Genomic DNA, 26,384 nt, shown 5'->3' with positions numbered 1-26,384 from the left:
GTCAACCGCAGTAGTAGCAAAGAGGCATGAGTATAAACCGCCTGGGCGGCGCACTGATGACCATCATCCCGCCCACAGGTTCAGCGCTGGCCCGGCTGGGCCTGCCACCAGGCGCAGAATTCATCCAGCGCCGCCCACACCTCGACCTTGGGGCGGTAGTCCAGGTACTGGCGGGCGCGGCTGATATCGAGGGTGAAATCGCGGCTCATCACCTGCATCGCAGTACGGCTCAAGGTCGGCTGCGGGCGGCCGGGCCACAGCAGGCAGGCAGCCTCGTTCAGCGCCGCCAGGCTGTAGCCCAGGCCATAGGCGCGGTAGCGGGTGACCTGCGGCAGTTGCATGCGGCGCATGACATAGTTGATCACGTCCCACAACGGCAGCGGATGGCCGTTGCTGATGTTGTAGGCCTGCCCCAGCGCCTGCTCCTCGGCGAACAACGCGCTGAGCAAGGCCTCGTTGAGGTTGTGCACGCTGGTGAAGTCGACCTTGTTCAGGCCATTGCCGATGATCGCCACCCGGCCTTTGCGCTGCATGTGCATCAGCCGCGGGAAAATACTGGTATCACCGGCACCGGTGACAAAGCGCGGTCGCAACGCCAGCACCTCGAGGCCGAACTCCTGGGCGCCGAACACCTTCTGCTCGGCCAGGTGCTTGGTCAGCGCGTAGTGGTCATGGAAACGCCGGGGTACCTGATCCTCGCGGATATCCCGTTGCCCACGACCATTGAAGTAGATCGACGGCGACGACAGGTGCACCAAGCGCCGCACGTGCTCCTTCAGGCAGCCCTCGACCACGTTCTCGGTAAGCACCACGTTGCCCTGATGGAAGTCCTGGTAGCGCCCCCAGGTGCCCACGGCGCCCGCGCAGTGCACCACCGCGTCGACGCCCTGGCACAGGCGCCGGGCCAGTTCGGCATCGCCCAGGTCGCCGGGGATGAACTGCGCCCCGCGCTTGACCAGGTGTTCCACCCCTTCCGCCCGCCGGCCGTTGACCCGCACCTCCAGGCCCTGCTCCAGGGCAAAGCGCGCAAAGCGCCCGCCAATGAAGCCGCTCGCGCCGGTGACCAGAATTCGCATGTAAGACTCCGCCTTGCCTGATATCGGATGCAACTGACGCACGCCGCGCCTACAACGGCACCAGCCAGTCCCGGGCCGAATGGCGCAGGTGTTCGGTCAGTTGGGCGAGCAGTTGCCCGCCATTGCGCCAATGATGCCAGTACAGCGGCACATCGATGGGGGTATCGCTGCAGATTTCCACCAACTCGCCACGGGCCAGTTGCTCGGCCACCTGCCGCTCGGGCACCAGGCCCCAGCCCAGGCCGGCCTCGGTCATGCGCAAGAAGCCCTCGGAAGACGGGCACAGGTGGTGCAGGAAACCATCCTCGATACCCAGTGAGGCCAGGTAGCGGTGCTGCAGGAAGTCATCGGGGCCGAACACGATCGCCGGGGTCCGCGCCAGGCGCGCGACTTCGAAACCGTTGGGGAAATAGCGCGCCATGAACCCGGGGCTGGCCAGCGCCCGGTAGCGCATCGCCCCCAGCGCCAGGCTGCGCGCGCCAGCCACCGGACGCTCGCTGCCGCACAGGCAAGCCGCCACCTCGCCGGCACGCATGCGCTTGAGGCCCACATCCTGATCCTCGACCACCAGGTCCAGCAGCAACTGCTGCTCGGCGCAGAACGCCCCCACCGCGCCCGCCCACCAGGTCGCCAGGCTGTCGGCGTTGAGCGCCACGCGCAGGCGTTCGGGCATGCCCTCTTCGTCCAGCGCCGGCACCTGGCGCTGCAAGTCGCGCTCGAGCAGACGCACCTGCTGCACATGGTTGAGCAGCTGGCGCCCGACCTCGGTCGGGCTCGGCGGTGTCGCCCGCACCAGCACCGGTTGGCCGACCCGCGCCTCGAGCAGCTTGATGCGTTGCGAGATGGCCGATTGCGACAGCCCCAGCACCTGGGCGGCACGCTCGAAGCCGGCTTGTTCGATCACCGCGGCGAGGGCGGCGAGCAGCTTGTAGTCGAACATCGATTTCTCTAATGACAGATCAGCTCTATTTGTTTTTCTTATACCGCCGCGCCCGCCACAATGGCCACATCTTTCTTGTAATCAGCGCCGGCGGCAACGTCGGCGCCAGTGGAGTGTTCCTCACATGTGGCAAAGCTATCTCAACGGCATGCTGGTGGCCTTCGGCCTGATCATGGCCATCGGCGCGCAGAACGCCTTCGTCCTGGCGCAAAGCCTGCGCCGCGAGCATCACCTGCCGGTGGCGGCGCTGTGTGTGGTCTGCGACGCGCTGCTGGTGGCCGCCGGGGTGTTCGGTTTGGCCACGGTGCTGGCCCATAACCCGACGCTGCTGGCGGTGGCGCGCTGGGGCGGCGCGCTGTTCCTGCTCTGGTATGGCGCCAAGGCGCTGCGCAGCGCCTGCTCGAAGCAAAGCCTGCAGCACCAGCAGGGCCAGGGCCAGCGCTCGCGGCGCGCGGTACTGCTCAGCGCCCTGGCGGTGACCCTGCTCAACCCTCACGTATACCTGGACACCGTGCTGCTGATCGGCTCGCTCGGCGCCCAGCAGAGCGTGCCCGGCGCTTATGTGGCGGGGGCAGCCAGCGCCTCGCTGGTGTGGTTCTCGACCCTGGCCATCGGCGCCGCCTGGCTGGCGCCGTGGCTGGCCCGGCCAACGACCTGGCGGCTGCTGGACCTGATGGTGGCGGTGATGATGTTCGCGGTGGCGGCGCAGTTGATTTTCAACTGAAGCGGATGGATTACACCCCTCGCGGTAGGAGCGGCCAATACCTCGGGCCGGCCGCAGAGGGCCGCCAAGCGGCCCCGGCGATCTGCGTATCAACGCTGAAATCCCGGGGCTGCTGCGCAGCCCGTTCGCGACGCAAGGCTGCTCCTACAGGGATTGCACAGCACCTGAGAGGGCCCGCCTGTCGCCCCCGGCGAACCGCTCTGGAACCTCTATTCCCTATAGATGTTGCGTGGTTAAGCGCCGGGGCCGGTGCTATGATCCAGCCCTTGCGTCGCAAAGAGTACAAACTCGTCGACGCTCATGGGCCGCCCGTGATCGGCCTTGCGCAAACCGCAAACAGACCTGAATCAGGAGATCCACCATGGCTTTTGAATTGCCGCCGCTGCCCTACGCCCACGATGCCCTGCAGCCGCACATCTCCAAGGAAACCCTGGAGTTCCACCACGACAAGCACCACAACACCTATGTCGTGAACCTGAACAACCTGGTCCCAGGCACCGAGTTCGAAGGCAAGACCCTGGAAGAGATCGTCAAGACCTCTTCGGGCGGCATCTTCAACAACGCCGCTCAAGTCTGGAACCACACCTTCTACTGGAACTGCCTGGCACCGAACGCCGGCGGCCAACCGACCGGTGCCCTGGCCGAGGCCATCAACGCCGCCTTTGGTTCCTTCGACAAGTTCAAGGAAGAGTTCACCAAGGTTTCCGTCGGCACCTTCGGCTCCGGCTGGGGCTGGCTGGTGAAGAAGGCTGACGGTTCCCTGGCCCTGGCCAGCACCATCGGCGCCGGCAACCCGCTGACCAGCGGCGACACCCCGCTGCTGACCTGCGACGTCTGGGAACACGCCTACTACATCGACTACCGCAACCTGCGTCCGAAGTACGTCGAGGCGTTCTGGAACCTGGTCAACTGGAAGTTCGTTGCCGAGCAGTTCGAAGGCAAGACCTTCAAGGCCTGAGTATTTCAGTGCTGAACCCGAAAACCCGGCCTTGCGCCGGGTTTTTTTATGCCGGCGCCGACAGCTGCCAAGCGATTTGCCCGCCCGGGGCCTCGCCCCTCTTGCTCAGCCGGCAGAGCGCGCTAACATCAACTTCTGGAAAGTTGACGCAGCGCACTCAAGTCGCATGACCGCCCAACCGATACAGAGCCAAGGGCACATCGGTCGATAGTCTGTCGCCATGGTTGATGGCAAAATAATGGCATGCGCATGGATTAAGGAAACCCCATTGAAGCTGGAATTTCGCAACAGCTTGTCGGTCAAGTTGCTCAGGGTGGTGTTGCTCTCGGCGTTGGCTGTCGGCGTCGTGCTCAGCTGTGCGCAGATCGTCTACGACGCCTACAAGACCCGCCAGTCGGTGAACAACGACGCCCAGCGCATCCTCGACATGTTCCGCGACCCCTCGACCCAGGCGGTGTACAGCCTCGACCGGGAAATGGGCATGCAGGTAATGGAAGGCCTGTTCCAGGACCAGGCCGTGCGCATGGCCGCCATCGGCCACCCCAACGAAACCATGCTGGCGGAAAAATCCCGGCCCCTGCAGGACATGTCCATGCGCTGGCTGACCGACCTGATCCTTGGCCAGGAACGCACCTACACCACGCAACTGGTCGGCCGTGGCCCCTACAGCGAATATTACGGCGACCTGAGCATCACCCTCGACACTTCGGGCTATGGCGAAGGTTTTCTGATCAATGCAGTGATCATCTTCATCTCCGGCGTACTGCGCGCCCTGGCCATGGGCCTGGTGCTGTACCTGGTGTACCACTGGCTGCTGACCAAGCCGCTGTCGAAGATCATCGAGCACCTCACCCAGATCAACCCAGACCGCCCCAGCCAGCACCAGATCCCGCAGCTCAAGGGCCACGAACGCAACGAGCTGGGCATCTGGGTCAACACCGCCAACCAGCTGCTGGCCTCCATCGAGCGCAACACCCACCTGCGCCATGAAGCCGAGAACAGCCTTCAACGCATGGCCCAGTACGACTTCCTCACCGGCCTGCCCAACCGCCAGCAACTGCAGCAGCAACTGGACAAGATCCTGGTCGACGGCGGCCGCCTGCAACGCCGCGTCGCCGTGCTGTGCGTGGGCCTGGACGACTTCAAGGGCATCAACGAGCAGTTCAGCTACCAGGTCGGCGACCAACTGCTGCTGGCCCTGGCCGACCGCCTGCGCGCCCACAGTGGCCGCCTCGGCGCCCTGGCGCGGCTCGGCGGCGACCAATTCGCCCTGGTCCAGGCCAACATCGAGCAACCCTACGAGGCCGCCGAACTGGCCCAGAGCATCCTCGACGACCTCGAGGCGCCGTTCGACCTCGACCAGCAGCAGATTCGCCTGCGCGCCACCATCGGCATCACCCTGTTCCCCGAGGACGGCGACAGCACCGAGAAACTGCTGCAAAAGGCCGAGCAGACCATGACCCTGGCCAAGGCCCGCTCACGCAACCGCTACCAGTTCTACATCGCCAGCGTCGACAGCGAGATGCGCCGGCGCCGCGAGCTGGAAAAGGACCTGCGCGAAGCCCTGCCGCGCAACCAGCTGTACCTGGTGTACCAGCCGCAGATCAGCTACCGCGACCACCGCGTGGTCGGCGTCGAGGCCCTGCTGCGCTGGCAGCACCCGGAGCTGGGCATGGTCCCGCCCGACCAGTTCATTCCCCTGGCCGAGCAGAACGGCAGCATCATCAGCATCGGCGAATGGGTGCTCGACCAGGCCTGCCGGCAACTGCGCGAGTGGCACGACCTGGGCTTCGCCGAGCTGCGCATGGCGGTCAACCTGTCCACCGTGCAGTTGCACCACAACGAGCTGCCGCGGGTGGTCAACAACCTGCTGCAGGCCTACCGCCTGCCGCCACGCAGCCTGGAGCTGGAAGTCACCGAGACCGGCCTGATGGAAGACATCAGCACCGCCGCCCAGCACCTGCTCAGCCTGCGCCGCTCCGGCGCGCTGATCGCCATCGACGACTTCGGCACCGGTTACTCCTCGCTCAGCTACCTGAAATCGCTGCCGCTGGACAAGATCAAGATCGACAAGAGCTTCGTCCAGGACCTGCTCGACGACGATGACGACGCCACCATCGTTCGTGCCATCATCCAGCTGGGCAAGAGCCTGGGCATGCAGGTGATCGCCGAGGGCGTGGAAACCGCCGAGCAGGAAAGCTACATCATTGCCCAGGGCTGTCACGAAGGTCAGGGCTACCACTACAGCAAGCCGTTGTCGGCCCGCGAGCTGACCCACTTCCTCAAGCAGGCGCAACGCGACCAGGTGTCCGCGCTGTAACCCCCGGCTGGCCTTGGCGCCACCGCGCAAACGGGCGTTTGCATGAAATGCGCGCCCGACCCTTTACAGCAAATGCAAATCTTTCGCATGATGTCACGGTTTCGCGTGCCACAGCGCACGGCCCACCCTTGGTCCCACCACACGACGCAGGAAACCAACAATGATTCGAATGCCTCTGGCCTCCGCCAGTCTGCTGGCCATCGCCATCGCCCTCGCCGGTTGCGGCGAAGGCAAGGATGACAAGGCCGCCGCGCCGCAAGCCCAGGCACCTGCCGCCGCCAGCAGCAGCGCCGCAGCAGGCGCGGTCGACGAAGCCGCCGCCAAGGCGGTGGTCAAGCATTACGCCGAAATGGTCCACGCTGTGTACAGCGACTCGCTGAGCACCGCCAAGCAGCTGCAAAGCGCCGTCGACGCCTTCCTCGCCAAGCCCGACGACCAGACCCTCAAGGCCGCCAAGGACGCCTGGGCCGCCGCCCGCGTGCCTTACCTGCAGAGCGAAGTGTTCCGCTTCGGCAACACCATCATCGACGACTGGGAAGGCCAGGTGAACGCCTGGCCCCTGGACGAAGGCCTGATCGACTACGTCGACAAGAGCTACGAGCACGCCCTGGGCAACCCGGCGGCTAACGCCAACATCATCGCCAACACCGAGATCCAGGTGGGCGAAGACAAGATCGACGTCAAGGCCATCACCCCCGAGAAGCTCGCCAGCCTCAACGAACTGGGCGGCTCGGAAGCCAACGTCGCCACCGGCTACCACGCCATCGAATTCCTGCTCTGGGGCCAGGACCTCAACGGCACCGGCCCAGGCGCGGGCAACCGCCCGGCCTCGGACTACCTCGAAGGCAAGGGCGCCACGGGCGGGCACAACGACCGTCGCCGCACCTACCTCAAGGCGGTCACCGACCTGCTGGTCAAGGACCTCGAGGAAATGGTCGGCAACTGGGCACCGAACGTCGCCGACAACTACCGCGCCACCCTGGAAAACGAGCCGGGCAACGATGGCCTGCGCAAGATGCTGTTCGGCATGGGCAGCCTGTCGCTGGGCGAACTGGCCGGCGAGCGCATGAAGGTCTCGCTGGAAGCCAACTCGCCGGAAGACGAGCATGACTGCTTCAGCGACAACACCCACTACTCGCACTTCTACGACGCCAAGGGCATCCGCAACGTCTACCTGGGCGAGTACACCCGTGTCGACGGCAGCAAGCTGAGCGGCCCGAGCCTGTCGTCGCTGGTGGCCAAGGCCGACCCGGCCACCGACGCCACCCTCAAGGCCGACCTGGAAGCCACCGAGGCCAAGATCCAGGTGATCGTCGACCACGCGCTCAAGGGCGAGCACTACGACCAGCTGATCGCCGCCGACAACGCCGCCGGCAACCAGATCGTGCGTGACGCCATCGCCTCGCTGGTCAAGCAGACCGGCGCGATCGAGCAGGCAGCAGGCAAGTTGGGCATTGCCAACCTGAACCCGGACACCGCCGATCACGAGTTCTGATCAGCGCCAGCGGTTCAACAGAGGCGGCCTTCGGGCCGCCTTTTTTATTTCCCAGCACCACCATCGCCCCCCTGTAGGAGCGGCCTTGCCTCGACGATAGGGGCCAACTGACATTGATTTCATCCAGCAATTGCAAATTGCTCTTATTCAAACACCCCCGGCCTGATAAGCTTGCACGCCGGTTTTTCGCCCATGCCCAGGATCCTCGATGTCCGTGCTCCGCCTAAGCCCCCTGCTGCTGGCCCTCGCCCTCGCCGCCTGTGACGACGCCCCGCGTTTCACCCAGGCCGAGCCCGGCGAAGCCCTCGCCGGTGGCAAGGCAACCGTGCAGCGCAGCGACCGCAACGCCTACTCGCTGCCCTCGGCCAACCTCAGCCCCGAGCGGCGCCTGGACTTCGCGGTGGGCAACAGCTTCTTCCGCAACCCCTGGGTCATCGCCCCGTCCACCACTACCGCCCGCGACGGCCTTGGCCCACTGTTCAACACCAACGCCTGCCAGAACTGCCACGTGCGCGATGGCCGCGGCCACCCGCCCGAGCCGGGCGACAGCAACGCGGTGTCGATGCTGGTGCGCCTGTCGATCCCCGACCAGCCCTACTATGCCCGCGAAATCGAACGCCTGGGCGTGGTCCCCGAGCCGGTCTACGGCACCCAGTTGCAGGACATGGCCATCCCTGGCGTGACGCCGGAGGGCAAGGTACGGGTGAGCTACGACCTGCAGCGGGTCACCTTCCAGGATGGCCATGCCGTCGAACTGCGCCGCCCAAGCCTGCAGATCAGCCAGCTCGGCTACGGCCCGCTGCACCCGGACACGCGCTTTTCGGCGCGGGTTGCCCCGCCGATGATCGGCCTCGGCCTGCTCGAGGCGATCGCCGAAGCCGACCTGCTCGCCAATGAAGACCCGGACGACCGCAACCGCGACGGCATTCGCGGGCGCGCCAACCGGGTGTGGGACGATGCCCAGGGCAAGACCGTGGTCGGCCGCTTCGGCTGGAAGGCCGGGCAGCCCAACGTCAACCAGCAGAACGTGCACGCCTTCGCCGGCGACATGGGCCTGACCACCGGCCTGCTGCCCAAGGACGACTGCACCCCGGCGCAGGTCGCCTGCCTGGCCGCGCCCAACGGCGATGGCCAGGACGGCGAGAAGGAGGTCAGCGACAACATCCTGCGCCTGGTCACCTTCTATACCCGCAACCTCGGCGTGCCGGCCCGCCGCGACGTCGGCGCGCCCCAGGTGCTGGCCGGCAAGAACCTGTTCTTCCAGGCGGGCTGCCAGGCCTGCCACACCCCGCAGTTCACCACCGCCGCCAACGCCGCCGAACCAGAGCTGGCCGGCCAGGTGATCCGCCCCTACAGCGACCTGCTGCTGCACGACATGGGCCCGGGGCTGAGCGACGAACGCACCGAATTTGCCGCCAACGGCCAGGACTGGCGCACCCCACCGCTGTGGGGCATCGGCCTGAGCCAGACCGTCAGCGGCCACAGCCAGTTCCTGCATGACGGCCGCGCCCGCAACCTGCTCGAAGCCGTGCTCTGGCACGGCGGCGAAGCCCAGGCGGCGCGCGACCATGTACTGACGTTCAATGCCGAGCAGCGCGCCGCGTTGCTGGCCTTTTTGAATTCACTTTAAAACGCACAAGGAGCCGGGCATGTTCCGACCCAAACTGTTGTTCACCAGCCTCGCCGCCCTCGCCCTCGGCGCCTGCTCGCCGCAGGACCCGCAAGCGGTGACCTCGGCCGCCATCGCCAAGCAGGTGATCCTGCCGACCTACAGCCGCTGGGTCGAAGCCGACCGCCTGTTGGCCGCCAGCGCCCTGGCCTACTGCGAAGGCAAGGAGAACCTGGAAAAAGCCCGCGCCGACTTCCTCAACGCACAAAAGGCCTGGGCCGAACTGCAACCGCTGCTGATCGGCCCGCTGGCCGAGGGCAACCGCGCCTGGCAGGTGCAGTTCTGGCCAGACAAGAAGAACCTGGTGGGCCGCCAGGTCGAGCAACTGGTCGCCGCGGACAAACCGGTGGACGCCGAGTCGCTGGGCAAGGCCAGCGTCGTGGTGCGCGGTTTGTCGGCTTACGAATACATCCTGTTCGACAGCAAGCCAGACATCGCCACGGCCGAGCAGAAGGCCCGCTACTGCCCGCTGCTGGTGGCCATCGGCGAACACCAGAAGGCCCTGGCCGAAGAAATCCTCAAGGGTTGGAACAGCACCGACGGCATGCTTTCGCAGATGACCAAGTTCCCCAACCAGCGCTATGCCGACTCCCACGAGGCCATCGCCGACCTGCTGCGCGCCCAGGTCACCGCCCTGGACACCCTGAAGAAGAAGCTCGGCGCCCCGATGGGCCGCCTGAGCAAGGGCATCGCGCAGCCGCTGCAGGCCGAAGCCTGGCGCAGCCACGCCTCGATCAAGAGCCTGGAAGCCTCGCTCAAGGCCGCCCAGACCGTGTGGGTCGGGGTCGACAACCAGGGCCTGCGCGGCCTGCTGGGCAAGGACCAGGCGCCACTGGCGCAGAAGATCGACGACGCCTACGCCAATGCCCTCAAGCTGCTGGGCGACAACCAGAAGACCCTGGGCGAACTGCTGGCCGACGACGCCGGCAAGCAAACCCTCAACCAGATCTACGATGCCCTCAACGTCGTCCACCGCCTGCACGAAGGCGAGCTGGCCAAGGCGCTGAACATCCAACTGGGCTTCAACGCCAACGACGGTGACTGATCATGCTGCGACGCCAGGCCCTGAAACTCGGTAGCGTATTGCTCAGCGCCCTGACCCTGGGCGGCTGGAGCCTGTTTCGCAACAAAGGCAGCGAACCCTTGCTGCTCTCGGCGCGCGACGACGGCGACGGCAGGCATTATGCCGTCGGGTTCCGCCTGGACGGCACCCAGGTGTTCAGCACCCAGGTGGCCCAGCGTTGCCACGCGATCATCAACCACCCTGCGCTGCCCATCGCCCTGTTCGTCGCCCGTCGGCCCGGTACCGAGAGCTACCTGGTCGACCTGCGTGACGGGCGCCTGCTGCAGACCGTCACCTCGCAACCACACCGGCATTTTTATGGCCATGCGGTGATCCACCAGGACGGCGAGTGGCTGTATGCCACCGAGAACGACACCCGCGACCCTGGGCGCGGTGTGCTCGGTGTCTACCGCTTCGAAGGCGAACGCCTGGTGCACAGCGGCGAGATCCCGACCCACGGCATCGGCCCCCACGAAGTAGCCTGGCTGCCGGACGGCGAGACCTTGGTGGTGGCCAACGGCGGTATCCGCACCGAGGCCGAGAGCCGGGTCGAGATGAACCTCGATGCCATGCAGCCGAGCCTGGTGCTGATGCAGCGCGATGGCACCCTGCTGAGCAAGGAGACCCTGGCCCAGCAGATGAACAGCGTGCGTCACCTGGCGGTGGGCAGCGACGGCACCATCGCCGCCTGCCAGCAGTTCATGGGGGGCGCGCACGAGACCGCCGAGCTGTTGGCGATCAAGCGCCCGGGCGAGCCGTTCAAGGCCTTCCCGGTGCCTGAGCGGCAATTGCAGGCGATGGCCCAGTACACCGCCAGCGTGGCGATCCACAGCGACCTGCGCCTGGTGGCGCTGACCGCCCCGCGAGCCAACCGCCTGTTCATCTGGGACCTGGACAGCGGTGCGGTCAAGCTCGACGCGCCGATGCCCGACTGCGCCGGGGTCGGGGCGGTGAAGGATGGCTTTGTGGTCACCTCCGGGCAAGGCCGCTGCCGTTTCTACGATTGCCGCCAGGCTGAGTTGATCGGCCAGCCGATGAACCTGCCGTCCGGGTTCTGGGACAACCACCTGCACCTGGTCTGATGTCGCGGGCAAGCCCTGTGCTCCTCCTGTAGGAGCCAGCCTGGCTGGCGAACCAGGCGACGCGGTGCCTGGCACCGGCTGCGCCGGTGTTCGCGGCTGAAGCCGCTCCCACAGGGTTCGCGCCCTCACCGGCTTGCGCCTCCCCTTTTTTCAAAAACCGACGATACTTTCCCCACCGCACGTGGGTCGCATCGCCCGTTGTCGTGCCCGCTGCATAACCTCACATCCAGGGAACCGGACCATGTTGCGCCGCCGCATGCTGATCATGTTGGCCGTCGTCCTGCTGATCGTGTTGATCCTGGGAGGCATCAAGGCCTTTTCCATCTACCAGCAGGTGCAGATGTTTTCCCAGCCCAAGCCGCCGGTCAGTGTCGCCGCGGCCCAGGCCGAGCTGCGCCAATGGCAGGAGCGCCTGCCGGCGGTCGGCAGCCTCAAGGCCTACCAGGGCGTCGAGCTGAGCCTGGAAGTGGCCGGCACGGTCAGGTCGCTGCATTTCCAATCTGGCCAGCAGGTCAAGGCCGGGCAACTGCTGCTGCAACTGGACAGCGACCAGGAAACCGCCCTGCTCGGCACCGCCCAGGCCGACCTGGGCCTGGCCAAGGTCGACTTCGGCCGCGGCAGCCAACTGGTCGGCGACTCGGCCATCTCCCGCGGTGAGTTCGACCGCCTCACCGCCCAGTACCGGCGCAACCAGGCGGTGGTCGACCAGCTCAAGGCCTCGCTGGCGAAAAAGAGCATCAGTGCCCCGTTCAGCGGCACCATCGGCATCCGCCAGGTGGATGTCGGCGCCTACCTGGCCAGCGGCACGGTGATCGCCACCCTGCAGGACCTGTCCAGCCTCTACGTCGACTTCAACGTGCCCGAGCAGGCCCTGCCCCACTTGAACCTGGGCCAGCGGGTGCTGGCCCAGGTGGCCGCCTACCCCGGGCAGACCTTCCCCGCCAGCCTCAGCGCGATCAACCCCAAGGTCGACGAGAACACCCGCAACCTGCTGGTCCGCGCCACCCTGGCCAACCCCGACGGCAAATTGCTGCCGGGCATGTTCGCCAGCCTCCAACTGCTGCTGCCCGACCCGCAACCGCAGGTGGTGGTGCCCGAGAACGCCATCACCTATACCCTGTACGGCAACTCGGTGTACCGGATCAGCCAGAAGCGCAACGAGGACGGCCAGGTGCAGCACGATGCCGAGGGCCAGCCCAGCCTGATCGCCGAGCAACGCACCGTGCAGACCGGCGAGCGCCGCGAGGGCTGGGTGGTGATACTCAAGGGCTTGCAGGCCGGCGATCAGGTGGTGACCGCCGGCCAGCTCAAGCTCAGCCCGGGCGCGGCGATCCGCATCAGCGCCGACCAGGCCCTCAAGCCCGCTGCGCCGGGCGCGAACTGAACGGGAGGCTGGCATGGCGTTCACCGACCCGTTCATCCGTCGCCCGGTGCTGGCCAGCGTGGTCAGCCTGCTGATCCTGCTGCTGGGGCTGCAAGCCTGGAGCAAGCTGCAGATCCGCCAGTACCCACAAATGGAGAACGCCCTGATCACGGTGACCACCGCCTACCCCGGGGCCAACGCCGAGACCATCCAGGGCTATATCACCCAACCCCTGCAACAGAGCCTGGCCAGCGCCGACGGCATCGACTACATGACATCGGTGAGCCGGCAGAACTTCTCGATTATCTCGGTCTACGCGCGCATCGGCGCCGACAGCGACCGCCTGTTCACCCAGTTGCTGGCCAAGGCCAACGAGGTGCGCAACAAGCTGCCCCAGGACGCCGAAGACCCGGTACTGAGCAAGGAAGCGGCCGACGCCTCGGCGCTGATGTACCTGAGTTTCTACAGCCAGCAGATGAGCAACCCGCAGATCACCGACTACCTGTCGCGGGTGATCCAGCCCAAGCTGGCCACCTTGCCCGGCATGGCCGAGGCCGAGATCCTCGGCAACCAGGTGTTCGCCATGCGCATCTGGATCGACCCGGTGAAGCTGGCCGGCTTCGGCCTGTCGGCGGTGGATGTGACCAATGCCGTGCGCCGCTACAACTTCCTCGCCGCCGCCGGCGAGGTGAAGGGCGAGTACGTGGTCACCAGCATCAACGCCACCACCGAGCTGAAGTCCGCCGAGGCCTTCGCCGCCCTGCCGGTCAAGACCGCTGGCGACACCCGGGTGCTGCTCGGCGATGTGGCACGGGTGGAGATGGGCGCGGAGAACTACGACACGGTCAGCTCCTTCGACGGCACGCCGTCGGTGTACATCGGCATCAAGGCCACCCCGGCGGCCAACCCGCTGGAGGTGATCAAGGAAGTGCGCCGGCTCATGCCACAGCTGGAGGAGGAGTTGCCGTCCAACCTCAAGGTGTCGATCGCCTACGACGCCACGCTGTTCATCCAGGCCTCCATCGACGAGGTGATCAAGACCCTCGGCGAGGCGGTGCTGATCGTCATCGTCGTGGTGTTCCTGTTCCTCGGCGCACTGCGCTCGGTGCTGATCCCGGTGGTGACCATCCCGCTGTCGATGATCGGCGTGCTGTTCTTCATGCAGATGATGGGCTACTCGCTGAACCTGCTGACGCTGCTGGCCATGGTCCTGGCCATCGGCCTGGTGGTGGACGACGCCATTGTCGTGGTGGAGAACATCCACCGTCATATCGAGGAAGGCAAGACGCCGCGCCAGGCCGCCCTGGAAGGCGCCCGCGAGATCGCCGTGCCGGTGGTGTCGATGACCATCACCCTGGCGGCGGTGTACGCGCCAATCGGCTTTCTCACCGGGCTGACCGGCGCGCTGTTCAAGGAGTTCGCCCTGACCCTGGCCGGCGCGGTGGTGATCTCCGGCGTGGTGGCGCTGACCTTGTCGCCGATGATGTGCGCCCTGTTGCTACGCCACGAACAGAACCCCAGCGGCCTGGCCCACCGCCTGGACCTGATCTTCGATGGCCTGAAGCTGCGCTACCAACGCCTGCTGCACGGCACCCTGGACAGCCGCCCGGTGGTGCTGGTGTTCGCCGTGCTGATCCTGTGCCTGATCCCGGTGCTGCTGATGTTCACCCGCAACGAGCTGGCCCCGGACGAGGACCAGGGGGTGATCTTCATGATGAGCAGCTCGCCGCAGACCGCCAACCTGGACTACCTCAACGCCTACACTGACCAGTTCACCCCGCTGTTCAAGCGCTTCCCCGAGTACTACTCGTCGTTCCAGATCAACGGTTTCAATGGTGTGCAAAGCGGTATCGGCGGCTTTCTGCTCAAGCCGTGGAACGAGCGCGAGCGTACGCAGATGCAGCTGCTGCCGCTGGTGCAGGCGCAGCTTGAGCAGATCGGCGGCCTGCAGATCTTTGGTTTCAACCTGCCGTCGCTGCCCGGCACTGGCGAGGGCTTGCCGTTCCAGTTCGTGATCAACACCGCCGGCGATTATCCGGCCCTGCTGGATGTGGCCCAACGGGTCAAGGAACGTGCCCAGGCCTCGGGCAAGTTCGCCTTCCTCGATATCGACCTGGCCTTCGACAAGCCCGAGGTGGTGGTCGACATCGACCGGGCCAAGGCCGCGCAGATGGGCGTGTCGATGGACACCCTGGGCGGTACCCTGGCGACGCTGCTGGGCGAGGGCGAGATCAACCGTTTCACCCTCGAGGGCCGCAGCTACAAGGTGATTGCCCAGGTGGAGCGGCCCTACCGCGCCAACCCTGGCTGGCTGAACAACTACTACGTGAAGAACGAGCAAGGCCAGTTGTTGCCGCTGTCGACCCTGATCACCCTCAGCGACCGCGCCCGGCCGCGTCAGCTCAACCAGTTCCAGCAGCTCAACTCGGCGATTATCCAGGGGGTGCCGATGGTGAGCATGGGCGAGGCGCTGGAGACGGTGCGCGCCATCGCCCGCGAGGAAGCGCCCGAGGGCTTCTCGGTGGACTATGCCGGGACGGCGCGGCAGTTCGTCCAGGAGGGTAGCGCGCTATGGGTGACCTTTGGTCTGGCGCTGGCGATCATCTTCCTGGTGCTGGCGGCGCAGTTCGAGAGTTTCCGTGATCCGCTGGTGATTCTGGTGACGGTGCCGTTGTCCATCTGCGGGGCGCTGCTGCCGTTGTTCCTGGGGGTGTCGAGCATGAACATCTATACCCAGGTGGGGTTGGTGACCTTGATCGGGCTGATTACCAAGCACGGGATTCTCATTGTCGAATTTGCCAATCAGTTGCGCGAGGAGAAGGGGCTTGGGGTGCGCGAGGCGATCGAGGAGGCGGCGGCGATTCGCCTGCGGCCGGTGCTGATGACCACGGCAGCCATGGTGTTTGGCATGGTGCCGCTGATTCTGGCGACGGGGGCGGGGGCGGTGAGTCGGTTCGATATCGGGACGGTGATTGCTACCGGGATGTCGATTGGGACGCTGTTTACGTTGTTTGTGTTGCCCTGCATTTATACGGTTTTGGCGCATAAGGGGGCGGGGTGGGGGTGATGGGGTCGGGGTCGGGGTCGGGGTCGGGTCGGGGTCGGGGTCGGGGTCGGGGTCGGGGTCGGGGTCGGTAGGGATTGTTTTGATTTTTTTATGCGCATTCGTAGATGATGCCGACATTTAGGCACCTTTTCGCCCTTACGGCGACCTACTTTGCACGCGGGCAAAAGTAGGCAAAAACCGCTCGCTCCATTCATCCGGCCCCTACGCTTCGCTCCGGGGTCCCCTCGCTCCGTTCTTGCTCCCGTGGGTACCGCGCTGTACGCCCCATCCTGGGGCGCAGCGCTCGACGGCCATCCATGGCCGTCGCCCCACTACGCAAGAACTCCACTCGGCCTCCTGAAGTCGCAATTGGCGGCGCCTGGACTATCGCGCGCTTAGAAGCAAAATCAAGAGCAGATCAAGAGCAGATCAAGAGCAGATCAAGAGCAGATCAAGAGCAGATCAAGAGCAGATGTTTTTGGTTTGTTAGTTGGAAGTGTGTTGTTTGTTCCGACGCCCGCAATGCGATCCGGAGTTCCCACTGATTCAACTAGCGACTAGCTGCGCCAGTGCAGGCGCCGCCCGTAACTTCGCGACTTCAGGAGGCCGAACGCAGGCCTTGCGTAGGGAGGTGACGGGCATGGATGCCCGTCAAGCGCTGGGGCCCAGGATGGGCCCTACAGCGCGGTCCTCCCGGGAGCAAGGCCGGAGTGAGGGAACCCCGGAGCGAAGCGCAGGGGCCGGATGAATGGAGCGAGGATTTTTTGGTGACTTTTTGATCCTTCAAAAAGTTACCCGCCGTAAGGGCGGAAAGGTGACTATGCGTCGACATCACAAATGAATGCGCATACAACCACCAAAACCAACTAACCAACTAACCAACTAACCAACTAACCAACTAACCAACCAAAACATGATCGCCAAAACCAAAACGCCAGGCACTTCCTGAAGCCCCTGGCGCCAGCCAGCATTTAGCCAAACGGCCGCAACCCCTGCCTCATCCCAAACAGAAACAACAACAAATCGTGATCCGGCTGCGCCCGCGCCTGGTCAGCCTTGGCCACCCGCGGCAGCGGGCACAACCCACCGACCTCGGCCTTGCTGAACACCGTCGGCCGAGGCTGCTCCCAGGCCGCCGCCGCTGCGGTGGTCACCGCCAACGCCGCCACCAGGAACAAAGCTCGAGCGATTTCTAGTTTCATTGCTCTAACCCTTTGACAGCGCTGCCAAACGCCATCTGGTAAAAATAGAGCAACGTCTGCCACTGCGCGTCATTGAACGACGAATGGCGGCGCAGTTGGCGCAAATCGTTATACGCCGCGCGCTGGCAACTGATCCGCCGCCGACATTTCTCCAGATCGAGCAACGCCACCTCGACCCGCGCCAGCTCCCCCTCGCCCGTCACCTTGACGAACACATGCTTGCCATACAGGCAGCCATGCTGCCAATGGCCCAGGTGCATACGCGCCAGGTTGTCCGCCAGGTCCTTGAGCATGCGCTCGTGAACCGCCTGCGGATATCGATCATGGGCGCCCTCGGCATGCCAGGTATCAAGGTCGACGAAACCCTCGAGCGCCTCGCTCACCAGCAATGCGCGCCATTGATGATCGGCATCGCGCTCGGCACCGGCGTAGACGATGCGCGGCACACGCACGCCCAACTGCTCGAAACTGTTCAATGCATCGAGTTCGCGCAACACCGTGGGGCGGCCGAACGGGTGCAGCAGGCTGCGATAGATATGCCCGACCTGACGCTTGGCATACAACATGTGGCCGCGCTCATCGCTCAGGCGCTGCACACCACTCTCGCCACCGCGGCGCTGGTTAGGCTCCTCGACCCACTCCCCCTGCTGCTGCCAGTAATACTCGAACTGCCTGGATTCTTTCTGGGCTACCGCCATCAATCTCTACCCCTTGCGCAATACATACACTCGCCACATGGCATAGAACGGCAGGAAGTCGAGACGTTCCTGAATCCTGAAGCCAGCAGAGGAAAATTCTTCTTCAACTGTAGCCGCTGGTAACACAAACCGGTTCTGGTAGCTGTCCTGCGCTGCCTGGGCACCACGGCGAACCTCCAGCTTGCGACGTCGCCAAGCCTTGAAATTACCATCCACCCACAGTGACAGAATTACACTGTCACGGCTAACCCTTTGAAATTCTGAAAGAATTTTTCTTCGATGGGCGGGGTCACCAATGTGATGGAACAACCGCATACAAAAAATGCTGTCGACTGCGTTATCCGGCAGATCAATCGCGAAGGCAGAAGTCTGCAAAGGGCGTACCCGCGCCACCACCTCTGGCGGTTGTGCCGCACAGGCTGTCTCGATCATCGCGGCAGAATTGTCCGCGCCAATGATCACCCGGTTGGGCTTTTCCGCCAGCATCGGCCAGAAACGCCCGGCACCACAGGGTAGGTCGAGCACCAGGCCCGGTTCACCGACAAGCGCCAGGGCCCGCCGGGCCAGCTGTTCGTCGCGCTGGTGGGAAAGGCGACGGGCCAGGCCATCCTGGTGCTTGAGGAAGTACTCACGGGCATGGTCCCGGTCGTATTTCTCCGAGAACGCAAGTTTGATGGGGCTACGCATTGAACATCTCCTGACTCCAGTGCGCCCCACCTTAGGCAGGCAAGCGTTGGTGCCAGGTCATGTCGATGTGAAAAATCTGTCAGAACAAGCCGCAGATGTTACCGAACGTTAATCCGGATCCAAGATGCCGTCACGCCCTTCGCTGTCCTGCACCACCGGCTTGCCTTGGCTCAGGTCTACCTGGAAACGGCAACCATGGGGCAGCGTCGCGGTGAGGGTCACTCGCCAGCCCTGGTCGTCGCAGATCCGCTGCACCAGCGACAGGCCCAGGCCCAGGCCTTCGCCACGGCGCTCGTCACCGCGCACGAAGGGCCGGAACATGGCCTCGCGCTGTTCCTCGGGAATGCCCACGCCGCTGTCCTCGACACTGAAACCATTGGCCTCCAGGCTCAGGCGGATGTAACCACCGTCGGTGTAGTGGGCGGCGTTGCGCAGCAGGTTGCCCATCACCGATTGCAGGAAGGTGGCGTTGTACAGCACCGGGCTGGCATCCGCCCGACCGTCGTAGTGCAGCACCAGGCCCTTCTGTTCGATGGTGTCGCGCCACACGCCGATCAAATCGTCGCCCACCTCGCGCAGGGTCGCCCGTGAGGCCACCGCGCCCTCGTCGCGCTGGGCCCGTGCCAGCATCAGGAAAGTCTTGACCAGTTCGCGCATCTCCTCGGTCGCCCGGGCAATCCGCTCGACCTGGCTACGCGCGCGGCGCTCGAGGTTGGGGTTTTCCATCAGCAGCTCGCACGAGGTGGCCAGCACCATCAAGGGCGTGCGCAGCTCGTGGCTGACGTCGCTGGTGAACAGGCGCTCGCGGGTCAGGGCATCTCGCAGGCGCCCCAGGGTATCGTCGAAGGCCACCGCCAGTTGGCCAACCTCGTCCGCGGCGTAGTCCGGCGCCAGCGGCGGCGCCAGGCCCAGCAACTGGTCGCGATGGCGCACTTGGCGCGCCAGGCGAATCACCGGCGCCATGACCCGCCGCGCCAGCAACCATCCAAGGATCACCGCCAGTGCCAGGCTGAGCACGAAGCCCACCACCACCACGGCGAACAGCACCCGCTCACGCTCCTCGAAGTCGCTCTGGTCCTGCAACAGCACATAGCGCCGGCCATCGACGATCTCGACCATGGCGTGGTACGACAGCTGGTCGCGGAACACCTCATGAAAGCCGACGTCCAGGTGGCGCAGGTCCTTGGGCAGTTCGAAATCGTCGCGCCCGCCACTGAAGTAGAACAGCTGGTCGGGACGCGGCCGGTGGCTCCAGTCGCTGACGCTGTCCATGCGCAGCAGGCGCTGCAGGTCACCGCCCAGTACCGACGAAATCAGGCGCTCCTCGACCAGATGCACCGTGGCGACGATGCCAAAGGCGAAGGCCCCGGCGACCAGCGCGCTCATCAGCGCAAAGGCGATGATGATGCGCTGGGCAAGGCTCTGTCTAAACTCCATCGCGGCCCTCGGCGAGGCGATAGCCGACGCCATGGACGGTATGCAGCAGGGGCTTTTCGAACGGCTTGTCGATCACCTGGCGCAACTGGTGCACATGGCTGCGCAGGCTGTCGCTGTCCGGGCAGTCGTCGCCCCACAGGGCCTCTTCCAACACTTCGCGGCGCAGCACATGGGGGCTTTTCTGCATCAGCACGGCAAGCAGCTTGAGGCCGACCGGGTTGAGCTTGAGCAGACGGCCCTGGCGGGTGACTTCCAGGGTATCGAGGTCGTAGCTCAGGTCGGCGACCTGCAGCGTGCGCCGCCCGCCGCCCTGGGCCCGGCGCAGCACCGCTTCGATGCGCGCGGCCAGCTCCGAGAGCGCGAATGGCTTGAGCAGGTAGTCGTCAGCCCCGGAACGGAAGCCCTGCAGACGGTCATCCAGTTGGTCGCGGGCGGTGAGCATGATCACTGGGGTATCGCGACGGGCGTCCTCGCGCAGGCGCTTGCACAGCGTGTAGCCATCGATGCCCGGCAGCATGATGTCGAGCACGATCAGGTCGTAGTGCTCGGTAGCGGCCAGGTGCAGGCCGGACAGGCCATCCTGGGCACAATCGACGGTATAGCCCTTCATGCCGAGATAGTCGGCCAGGTTGGCGAGGATATCGCGGTTGTCTTCAACCAAAAGAATGCGCATCGGGGTCTCCTGTGCGGCGCTTCGCAGGGCGCGGCAGGCGCAGCTTACGGCCATCGCCCGCGAGGTGCCAGCCCTGCGGCGAATTCAGCGAACTTGACAGATTTTTCACTGATCCTTCACGGACTCAGGATAGCGGGCGCACGACAATGCCCGGTCATTTTCACACCCTCCCCTCACCCGCTGGAGTCACCATGCAGGCATCTGTCCGCCCCCGCCCGATCAATCCGTGGCTGTACCTGGGCATCCCTTTGCTTACCGTCGTGGCGCTGGTCCTGCTGGAATGGACCTCGCTGGACATGGACCTGGCCGCGCTGTTCTACGACCCGCAGGCCGGCCAGTTCATCGGCCGCCACAGCTACCTGCTGGAAACCATCCTGCATGACCGGGTCAAGCAAGGCGTGATCCTGCTCGGCGTGCTGAGCATCGGCGCCCTTGCCTTGAGTTTTCTGTGGTCACGGTTGTTCAGCTGGCGCCGCGAGCTGGGCTGTCTGGTGCTGGCCCTGGCGCTGTCCACCGCTTTCGTCACTCCGCTCAAGCAACTGACCCAGGTGCAATGCCCGTGGAGCCTGACTCAGTTCGGCGGCAAGGAAACCTATAGCAAGCTGCTCGAACCACGGCCGCCTACCGACAAACCGGGGCTGTGCTGGCCGGGTGGCCATGCGACGACCGGGTTCTGCCTGTTCGCGCTGTTCTTCGCGCTGCGCGACCGCAGGCCGAGGCTGGCGCGGGCAGCGTTGTTGCTGGCGTTTGTCGCAGGTTCAGTGTTGTCGTTGGGACGGATGATGCAAGGGGCGCACTTCTTGTCGCACAACGTGTGGACGGCAGTGTTCTGCTGGTTGATCGGCCTGGGGTCGTATTACCTGGTGCTGTATCGCCGGGCAAGACAAGACGCCCCTGTACCTCAAGGCAGCGTTGTGTAGCGGATGCCTGTGCGATTATTGGATTGCCTGCTGCGCCAGCAAGGCTGGCTCCTACGCTATGGCGTTTAGCGGCAACGCCAACCCGTTGCGCGATGCTATAAACGAAAAAGCCCCGGCTCTCGCGAGCCGGGGCTTTTTCAGGGTACAGGCAGGCTTACATCATGCCGCCCATGCCACCCATGCCGCCCATGTCAGGCATGCCACCAGCCGCTGGCTTGTCTTCCGGCAGGTCGGCAACCATGGCTTCGGTGGTGATCATCAGACCGCCGATCGAAGCAGCCGCTTGCAGGGCCGAACGGGTGACCTTGGCTGGGTCCAGGATACCCATCTCGATCATGTCGCCGTATTCGCCGGTAGCGGCGTTGTAGCCGTAGTTGCCCGAACCTTGCTTGACCTTGTCAGCGACAACGCTTGGCTCGTCGCCGGCGTTGGCAGTGATCTGGCGCAGCGGGGCTTCTACAGCGCGACGCAGCAGGGCGATACCGACGTTCTGGTCTTCGTTGTCGCCTTTGAGCTCGACAATGGCCGCCAGGGCGCGAACCAGGGCAACGCCACCGCCAGGCACCACGCCTTCTTCGACGGCTGCACGGGTAGCGTGCAGGGCGTCTTCAACGCGGGCTTTCTTCTCTTTCATTTCAACTTCGGTGCCGGCACCGACCTTGATCACGGCAACACCGCCAGCCAGCTTGGCCAGGCGCTCTTGCAGCTTCTCGCGGTCGTAGTCCGAGGAAGTCTCTTCGATTTGGGCACGGATCTGCTTGACGCGTGCTTCGATGTCGGCGTCGACGCCAGCACCGTCGATGATGGTGGTGTTTTCCTTGGACAGGATGACGCGCTTGGCGTTACCCAGGTGCTCCAGGGTGGTGGTTTCCAGGGTCAGGCCGATTTCTTCGGAGATGACCTGGCCGCCGGTCAGGACAGCGATGTCCTGCAGCATGGCCTTGCGGCGGTCGCCGAAGCCTGGGGCCTTGACCGCGGCAACCTTGACGATGCCGCGCATGTTGTTGACCACCAGGGTCGCCAGGGCTTCGCCTTCGACGTCTTCAGCCACGATCAGCAGCGGACGGCCCGACTTGGCCACCGCTTCCAGCACCGGCAGCAGTTCGCGGATGTTGGAGATCTTCTTGTCGACCAGCAGCAGCAGCGGGCCTTCCAGCTCGGCAACCATGGTGTCCGGCTTGTTGACGAAGTACGGCGACAGGTAGCCACGGTCGAACTGCATGCCTTCGACGACCGACAGTTCGTTTTCCAGGCCCGAGCCTTCTTCGACGGTGATCACGCCTTCTTTACCGACTTTTTCCATGGCTTCGGCGATGATTTCACCGATGGAGTTGTCGGAGTTGGCGGAGATGGTGCCTACCTGGGCGATGGCTTTGGAGTCGGCGCATGGCTTGGACAGGTTCTTCAGCTCGGCGACGACGGCGGCAGTGGCCTTGTCGATGCCGCGCTTGAGGTCCATCGGGTTCATGCCGGCAGCGACGGCTTTCAGGCCTTCGTTGACGATGGCCTGAGCCAGGACGGTAGCGGTGGTGGTGCCGTCACCGGCAGCGTCGTTGGCCTTGGAAGCCACTTCCTTGACCAGCTGGGCGCCCATGTTCTCGAAGGCGTCTTTGAGCTCGATTTCTTTGGCGACGGAAACGCCGTCCTTGGTGATGGTCGGCGCGCCGAAGCTCTTGGCCAGGACCACGTTACGGCCTTTCGGGCCCAGGGTCGCTTTTACCGCGTCAGCCAGAACGTTGACACCAACCAGCATTTTCTTACGAGCGGAATCGCCGAATTTTACGTCTTTAGCAGCCATGATCGTTTAATCCTTGAAAAATCTTTGGAGTAACGGGAAGTCGGGGAAATCAGCCTTCGATGACGGCGAGGATTTCGTTCTCGGCCATGACCAGCAGGTCTTCGCCATCGACTTTCACGGTGTTGCTGCCCGAGTAAGGGCCGAAAACCACTTTGTCACCCACTTTCACGGCCAGCGCGCGCACTTCGCCGTTGTCCAGGATGCGACCGGTGCCGACGGCGACGACTTCGCCGCGGTTTGGTTTTTCAGCGGCCGAACCCGGCAGGACGATACCGCCAGCGGTTTTCGATTCTTCTTCGCTGCGGCGGATAACGACGCGGTCATGCAGAGGACGAAGCTTCATTGTCGATCTCTCCCAAATAGTGGTTTTCATCGGCCGGTGTCGACACCGGCAGGTTGATACGGTCCGGCGTTGCCGGGAGTGGCCCGCGATGGGCGAACCACTTGTGTCATGTCTGGTGTCGCCACCAGAAACCTTGCGGTGACCACATACATGAGGCCGACAAAATTGATTACAAGGCTTGATAGGTAATTTTTTTCACCTGGCCTTTCAAGGCCGACGTGGCCGCAGGCTTGCCCCGCGACGAGGCAAGCCACAGCGCTGGACGCCGTTACTTGTCACGACGCTCGTACTCGCCCTCGATCACATTGGGGCGATGGCCGCCATCACGCGGCTGCGCCTGGTACGGGTCATCCTGGAAGGCACGCTGGCGCAGGGCCTGCTCCTCGGCACGGCGGCGCATCTTCGCCGCCACCAGGCGCCGGGTGAACGGCAGCAGGCACAGCAGGCCAACCACGTCGCTGATGAAGCCGGGCAGCAGCAACAGGCCGCCACCGACCGCCAGCATCAGGCCCTGGAACATGTCCTCGGCGGGCAATTCGCCACGCTGCAGGCTCTCGCGGGCACGCAGGGCGGTGGCCAGGCCCGCCACGCGCATCACCAGCACACCCAGGGCGGAACCGGCGATGATCAGCAGCAACGCCGGGAAGAAACCGATGGCGGCGCTGACCTTGACGAAGACGAACAGCTCCAGCACAGGGAAGAGTAGAAACAGCAGTAGAAAAGCACGCATCAAGCATTCCTCGATGGAAGAGAATCTTCCTGTAAGACCATCAGATGGATGCCCTGCTGCCGATTTTCAACCCTCGACCGCCGCCGCCACCGGCCACTGGTCGGCGCGGGCCAGCAGTACCAAGGCCTCGCGGACTTGTGTCGGGGTGTTGCAAATTTCTGGAAACGCCAGCCAGTGGACACCCTGGCCGATGCGCAGGTGCATCCCTTCGCTGTCGATACCGACCAGTTCGGCAGGCGCGCTGCGCGGCAGCCCGGTCAGCTCGACATAATGGGCGATGGCATTGGCGTGATCGCTGTTCATGTGCGCGATCATGCTGGCCTCGGCGGAGCCGGCAAACGGATTGGCCAGGGTCACCTGGTCGAGCCAGTGGATTGCGCCGAACCCGCCGATGTAGCGGTGACGCACCGGTTGCAGCACCCAGAAGTCGAAATCGTGGGCCTTGTGGTAATTCGCCGACTCGGGGAAGTAGCGGTAGTAGCGCGCCGCGGCCGCTTCGATGGCGGCCTCGTCGCTGAGCTTGTGGGCCTCGGCCATCACCGTCAGGCGCCCGACCGCCTGCACATCCTCTGCTTCGCGCTCACCCACCAGCATCGAGCACTTGGGGTCCTTGAGCAGATTGTGGGTGTGCTGGGCGATGCGGCTGATGAGGATCAGCGGATGGCCCTCGGCATCCAGGCAGTAGGGCACCACCGAGCCAAAAGGGAAGCCGGGCATCGACTTGGAATGGGTCGAGAGGACGCCGCGGTACTCCTTGAGCAGCAGTTCCCGGGCGGGGCGAAGGGCGTTGGTACTCACAGGCGTGGGCTCCTGGCGGCAGACTGGATGAGTGACAAGATAAGCATTATCACCCGCCGCTGCCAGACTCACCTATGGGATCGATGCACATCCCTGTAGGAGCGGCCTTGTGTCGCGAAACGGCTGCAACGCGGCCCCGGCAATGTCTGCCATGTCGCTGAGATCCTGGGGCCGCTTTGCGGCCCTATCGCGACACAAGGCCGCTCCTACAAAGAGCATGCACAGTGTTTTACCGGCTCGCCTTACCAGGTTACCCCGAAGCCGGCGGTATAGCGGGTCTTGTCCAGGTCGCTGTCACGCGTGCCCCTGATCACGTCCTTCTCGGCCTTGAGGTTCAACGACGCCCACTCGGTCACCTTGTAGCGCAGCCCCATCTCGGCATCCAGCGAGTAGTCGGCGACACCGCCGAACGGCTTGCCGAACTCGCCATTGGTGAAGAACTCGACCTTCTTGCCGATCAGGTAGCGGTTGTAGTCCCACTTCACCGCGGCGGAATAGAAGTTGTCCTTGCCACCATCGCGGTATTCGAAATCGGTTCGGTTGATCAGCGAGCCCAGGGAGAACGCGCCCAGCTCGTCATCCCAGAACTGATAACCCGGGCCGGTACCGACGGTGCGCTGGCGGGCCAGGTCCTCGATATGGTCACGTTTGTATTCCAGACGCCCCTGCCAGAACCACTTCTCGGTGATGAAACGGTCCAGGGCGTACTCGGCGCTCCAGTTGTTGGTGGTGGTGACGTCGTCCTTGGTCTCGCGGTTGTACTCGCCTTCGGCGTTGTGCCGCCAGCGTCCGTGGCGGGCGGTGGTCTTGAAGCTGACGTCATAGTCGTCGGTATCGTTCTCGGCGCGCTTGTAGTCCATCGCCACATCGACATTGCCTTTCCACAGGAAGTCCTCCAGCAGCGGCCGCGGCTTCATGATCTGCTCGATGCTGGCCAACTCGACGGTCTTCGGCGCCTCGCCGTTGGCCAGGGTCACCTTGCCCGGCTCGGCGGCCTTGAGCGACTTGGCCTTCTCGCCGCTGTAGGCGTCCTGCTTGACCAGCAGCTCCTGGTCGCTCTCCAGGGTCTGCACCTGCTTCCAGTCCAGGGCGATGGAGCCACCGTAGGGGGTTTCCAACAGCAACTTGCCGCCGTCGAAGACTTTGATCTTGCCGCTCAGGCGGTCACCGTTCTTCATCCACACGGTGTCGGCGAGCGCCGGGGCGCACAGGGAAACGGCAACGAGGCACAGCAGGGTTCTAGAATACATAAATGCGATACGGGTTCGATTCGACGAAAAAGCCGGGCATTATCCAGATACCCCGGCCCTGAGCAAGGACAGACCCACCCCATGCCGATGAGTTCCACTCGCATTTACCCAA

22 protein-coding genes are annotated in these 26,384 nt (G+C 64.5%); 10 read left to right on the top strand and 12 right to left on the bottom strand.

Going from position 1 to position 26,384, the window contains the following annotated elements:
* Window positions 1-80: 80 nt before the first annotated feature.
* Both KSS95_RS07935 and KSS95_RS07930 read right to left on the bottom strand, forming a co-directional pair.
* Window positions 81-1,076 carry an NAD-dependent epimerase/dehydratase family protein gene (locus KSS95_RS07935; RefSeq protein WP_217853083.1) on the bottom strand — a complete coding sequence of 332 codons (996 nt, stop codon included), beginning with the start codon at window positions 1,074-1,076 and terminating at the stop codon, window positions 81-83.
* A gap of 49 nt (window positions 1,077-1,125) precedes the next feature.
* Window positions 1,126-2,016, bottom strand: coding sequence for a LysR family transcriptional regulator ArgP (locus KSS95_RS07930; RefSeq protein ID WP_217853081.1), 891 nt, complete (start codon window positions 2,014-2,016; stop codon window positions 1,126-1,128).
* 124 nt (window positions 2,017-2,140) lie between these two features.
* Between KSS95_RS07930 and KSS95_RS07925 the strand changes: the two genes are divergently transcribed.
* The 9 genes from KSS95_RS07925 (at window position 2,141) to KSS95_RS07885 (ending at window position 15,757) form a co-directional block, all read left to right on the top strand.
* Complete coding sequence (locus tag KSS95_RS07925) at window positions 2,141-2,740, top strand: LysE/ArgO family amino acid transporter (RefSeq protein ID WP_217853079.1); 600 nt, start codon at window positions 2,141-2,143, stop codon at window positions 2,738-2,740.
* 361 nt (window positions 2,741-3,101) lie between these two features.
* Complete coding sequence (locus KSS95_RS07920) at window positions 3,102-3,698, top strand: superoxide dismutase (RefSeq protein ID WP_134691530.1); 597 nt, start codon at window positions 3,102-3,104, stop codon at window positions 3,696-3,698.
* Window positions 3,699-3,966: 268 nt separating this feature from the next.
* The gene (locus tag KSS95_RS07915; RefSeq protein ID WP_217853077.1) at window positions 3,967-6,018 is read left to right on the top strand and encodes a putative bifunctional diguanylate cyclase/phosphodiesterase; all 2,052 of its coding nucleotides are present in this window, start codon (window positions 3,967-3,969) and stop codon (window positions 6,016-6,018) included.
* A gap of 160 nt (window positions 6,019-6,178) precedes the next feature.
* A complete protein-coding gene (locus KSS95_RS07910; protein ID WP_217853074.1) occupies window positions 6,179-7,513 on the top strand; it encodes an imelysin family protein in 1,335 nt (444 codons plus the stop codon).
* 208 nt (window positions 7,514-7,721) lie between these two features.
* Window positions 7,722-9,143 carry a di-heme oxidoreductase family protein gene (locus tag KSS95_RS07905; RefSeq protein WP_217853072.1) on the top strand — a complete coding sequence of 474 codons (1,422 nt, stop codon included), beginning with the start codon at window positions 7,722-7,724 and terminating at the stop codon, window positions 9,141-9,143.
* 19 nt (window positions 9,144-9,162) lie between these two features.
* Window positions 9,163-10,227 carry an imelysin family protein gene (locus tag KSS95_RS07900; RefSeq protein ID WP_217853070.1) on the top strand — a complete coding sequence of 355 codons (1,065 nt, stop codon included), beginning with the start codon at window positions 9,163-9,165 and terminating at the stop codon, window positions 10,225-10,227.
* Between the two features lie 2 nt (window positions 10,228-10,229).
* Window positions 10,230-11,327 (top strand): DUF1513 domain-containing protein, encoded by a 1,098-nt coding sequence (locus KSS95_RS07895; protein WP_217853068.1) that lies wholly within the window; start codon window positions 10,230-10,232, stop codon window positions 11,325-11,327.
* A gap of 241 nt (window positions 11,328-11,568) precedes the next feature.
* Window positions 11,569-12,711, top strand: coding sequence for an efflux RND transporter periplasmic adaptor subunit (locus tag KSS95_RS07890; protein WP_217853066.1), 1,143 nt, complete (start codon window positions 11,569-11,571; stop codon window positions 12,709-12,711).
* Window positions 12,712-12,724: 13 nt separating this feature from the next.
* Entirely contained in the window at window positions 12,725-15,757 is a 3,033-nt protein-coding gene (locus KSS95_RS07885; RefSeq protein WP_217853064.1) for a multidrug efflux RND transporter permease subunit, read from the top strand.
* Between the two features lie 950 nt (window positions 15,758-16,707).
* Here KSS95_RS07885 and KSS95_RS07880 read toward each other — a convergent pair.
* The 5 genes from KSS95_RS07880 to colR form a co-directional block, all read right to left on the bottom strand.
* Window positions 16,708-16,938 (bottom strand): hypothetical protein, encoded by a 231-nt coding sequence (locus KSS95_RS07880; RefSeq protein WP_217853062.1) that lies wholly within the window; start codon window positions 16,936-16,938, stop codon window positions 16,708-16,710.
* Window positions 16,935-17,636 carry a lipopolysaccharide kinase InaA family protein gene (locus KSS95_RS07875; RefSeq protein WP_217853060.1) on the bottom strand — a complete coding sequence of 234 codons (702 nt, stop codon included), beginning with the start codon at window positions 17,634-17,636 and terminating at the stop codon, window positions 16,935-16,937. The genes KSS95_RS07880 and KSS95_RS07875 overlap by 4 nt, the downstream gene beginning before the upstream one ends.
* 6 nt (window positions 17,637-17,642) lie before the next feature.
* Complete coding sequence (locus tag KSS95_RS07870; protein WP_217853058.1) at window positions 17,643-18,323, bottom strand: class I SAM-dependent methyltransferase; 681 nt, start codon at window positions 18,321-18,323, stop codon at window positions 17,643-17,645.
* 108 nt (window positions 18,324-18,431) lie between these two features.
* Window positions 18,432-19,760: a sensor histidine kinase gene (locus KSS95_RS07865; protein ID WP_217853057.1), complete on the bottom strand. Its 1,329-nt coding sequence runs from the start codon at window positions 19,758-19,760 to the stop codon at window positions 18,432-18,434.
* Window positions 19,750-20,433, bottom strand: coding sequence for a two-component system response regulator ColR (gene colR / locus KSS95_RS07860; protein ID WP_003255215.1), 684 nt, complete (start codon window positions 20,431-20,433; stop codon window positions 19,750-19,752). The genes KSS95_RS07865 and colR overlap by 11 nt, the downstream gene beginning before the upstream one ends.
* 191 nt (window positions 20,434-20,624) lie before the next feature.
* Here colR and KSS95_RS07855 point away from each other — a divergent pair, with 191 nt between their 5' ends.
* A complete protein-coding gene (locus KSS95_RS07855) occupies window positions 20,625-21,353 on the top strand; it encodes a phosphatase PAP2 family protein (RefSeq protein WP_217853055.1) in 729 nt (242 codons plus the stop codon).
* A gap of 154 nt (window positions 21,354-21,507) precedes the next feature.
* Here KSS95_RS07855 and groL read toward each other — a convergent pair whose 3' ends face one another.
* From groL to KSS95_RS07830, 5 genes are all read right to left on the bottom strand, one after another.
* The gene (gene groL, locus KSS95_RS07850; protein WP_217853052.1) at window positions 21,508-23,151 is read right to left on the bottom strand and encodes a chaperonin GroEL; all 1,644 of its coding nucleotides are present in this window, start codon (window positions 23,149-23,151) and stop codon (window positions 21,508-21,510) included.
* A gap of 49 nt (window positions 23,152-23,200) precedes the next feature.
* Window positions 23,201-23,494, bottom strand: coding sequence for a co-chaperone GroES (locus tag KSS95_RS07845; protein WP_003260750.1), 294 nt, complete (start codon window positions 23,492-23,494; stop codon window positions 23,201-23,203).
* Between the two features lie 268 nt (window positions 23,495-23,762).
* On the bottom strand, window positions 23,763-24,224 hold the full coding sequence (locus KSS95_RS07840) for an FxsA family protein (RefSeq protein WP_217853050.1): 462 nt from the start codon (window positions 24,222-24,224) through the stop codon (window positions 23,763-23,765).
* Between the two features lie 66 nt (window positions 24,225-24,290).
* Window positions 24,291-25,022: a HugZ family pyridoxamine 5'-phosphate oxidase gene (locus KSS95_RS07835; protein WP_217853048.1), complete on the bottom strand. Its 732-nt coding sequence runs from the start codon at window positions 25,020-25,022 to the stop codon at window positions 24,291-24,293.
* 242 nt (window positions 25,023-25,264) lie between these two features.
* Window positions 25,265-26,272 carry a DUF481 domain-containing protein gene (locus KSS95_RS07830; protein WP_217853046.1) on the bottom strand — a complete coding sequence of 336 codons (1,008 nt, stop codon included), beginning with the start codon at window positions 26,270-26,272 and terminating at the stop codon, window positions 25,265-25,267.
* Between the last annotated feature and the right edge of the window lie 112 nt (window positions 26,273-26,384).

Origin of the sequence: Pseudomonas muyukensis (assembly GCF_019139535.1) — a bacterium.
Taxonomy (GTDB): Bacteria; Pseudomonadota; Gammaproteobacteria; order Pseudomonadales; family Pseudomonadaceae; genus Aquipseudomonas; species Aquipseudomonas muyukensis.
This window is presented reverse-complemented; position numbering and strand designations above follow the sequence as displayed.

Excerpts from the sequence above, each read along its gene's own strand:
- KSS95_RS07935 (WP_217853083.1), bottom strand. The coding sequence starts at position 1,076 with ATGCGAATTCTGGTCACCGGCGCGAGCGGCTTCATTGGCGGGCGCTTT.
- KSS95_RS07930 (WP_217853081.1), bottom strand. The coding sequence starts at position 2,016 with ATGTTCGACTACAAGCTGCTCGCCGCCCTCGCCGCGGTGATCGAACAA.
- KSS95_RS07925 (WP_217853079.1), top strand. The coding sequence starts at position 2,141 with ATGTGGCAAAGCTATCTCAACGGCATGCTGGTGGCCTTCGGCCTGATC.
- KSS95_RS07920 (WP_134691530.1), top strand. The coding sequence starts at position 3,102 with ATGGCTTTTGAATTGCCGCCGCTGCCCTACGCCCACGATGCCCTGCAG.
- KSS95_RS07910 (WP_217853074.1), top strand. The coding sequence starts at position 6,179 with ATGATTCGAATGCCTCTGGCCTCCGCCAGTCTGCTGGCCATCGCCATC.
- KSS95_RS07905 (WP_217853072.1), top strand. The coding sequence starts at position 7,722 with ATGTCCGTGCTCCGCCTAAGCCCCCTGCTGCTGGCCCTCGCCCTCGCC.
- KSS95_RS07900 (WP_217853070.1), top strand. The coding sequence starts at position 9,163 with ATGTTCCGACCCAAACTGTTGTTCACCAGCCTCGCCGCCCTCGCCCTC.
- KSS95_RS07895 (WP_217853068.1), top strand. The coding sequence starts at position 10,230 with ATGCTGCGACGCCAGGCCCTGAAACTCGGTAGCGTATTGCTCAGCGCC.
- KSS95_RS07890 (WP_217853066.1), top strand. The coding sequence starts at position 11,569 with ATGTTGCGCCGCCGCATGCTGATCATGTTGGCCGTCGTCCTGCTGATC.
- KSS95_RS07885 (WP_217853064.1), top strand. The coding sequence starts at position 12,725 with ATGGCGTTCACCGACCCGTTCATCCGTCGCCCGGTGCTGGCCAGCGTG.
- KSS95_RS07880 (WP_217853062.1), bottom strand. The coding sequence starts at position 16,938 with ATGAAACTAGAAATCGCTCGAGCTTTGTTCCTGGTGGCGGCGTTGGCG.
- KSS95_RS07875 (WP_217853060.1), bottom strand. The coding sequence starts at position 17,636 with ATGGCGGTAGCCCAGAAAGAATCCAGGCAGTTCGAGTATTACTGGCAG.
- KSS95_RS07870 (WP_217853058.1), bottom strand. The coding sequence starts at position 18,323 with ATGCGTAGCCCCATCAAACTTGCGTTCTCGGAGAAATACGACCGGGAC.
- KSS95_RS07865 (WP_217853057.1), bottom strand. The coding sequence starts at position 19,760 with ATGGAGTTTAGACAGAGCCTTGCCCAGCGCATCATCATCGCCTTTGCG.
- colR (WP_003255215.1), bottom strand. The coding sequence starts at position 20,433 with ATGCGCATTCTTTTGGTTGAAGACAACCGCGATATCCTCGCCAACCTG.
- KSS95_RS07855 (WP_217853055.1), top strand. The coding sequence starts at position 20,625 with ATGCAGGCATCTGTCCGCCCCCGCCCGATCAATCCGTGGCTGTACCTG.
- groL (WP_217853052.1), bottom strand. The coding sequence starts at position 23,151 with ATGGCTGCTAAAGACGTAAAATTCGGCGATTCCGCTCGTAAGAAAATG.
- KSS95_RS07845 (WP_003260750.1), bottom strand. The coding sequence starts at position 23,494 with ATGAAGCTTCGTCCTCTGCATGACCGCGTCGTTATCCGCCGCAGCGAA.
- KSS95_RS07840 (WP_217853050.1), bottom strand. The coding sequence starts at position 24,224 with ATGCGTGCTTTTCTACTGCTGTTTCTACTCTTCCCTGTGCTGGAGCTG.
- KSS95_RS07830 (WP_217853046.1), bottom strand. The coding sequence starts at position 26,272 with ATGTATTCTAGAACCCTGCTGTGCCTCGTTGCCGTTTCCCTGTGCGCC.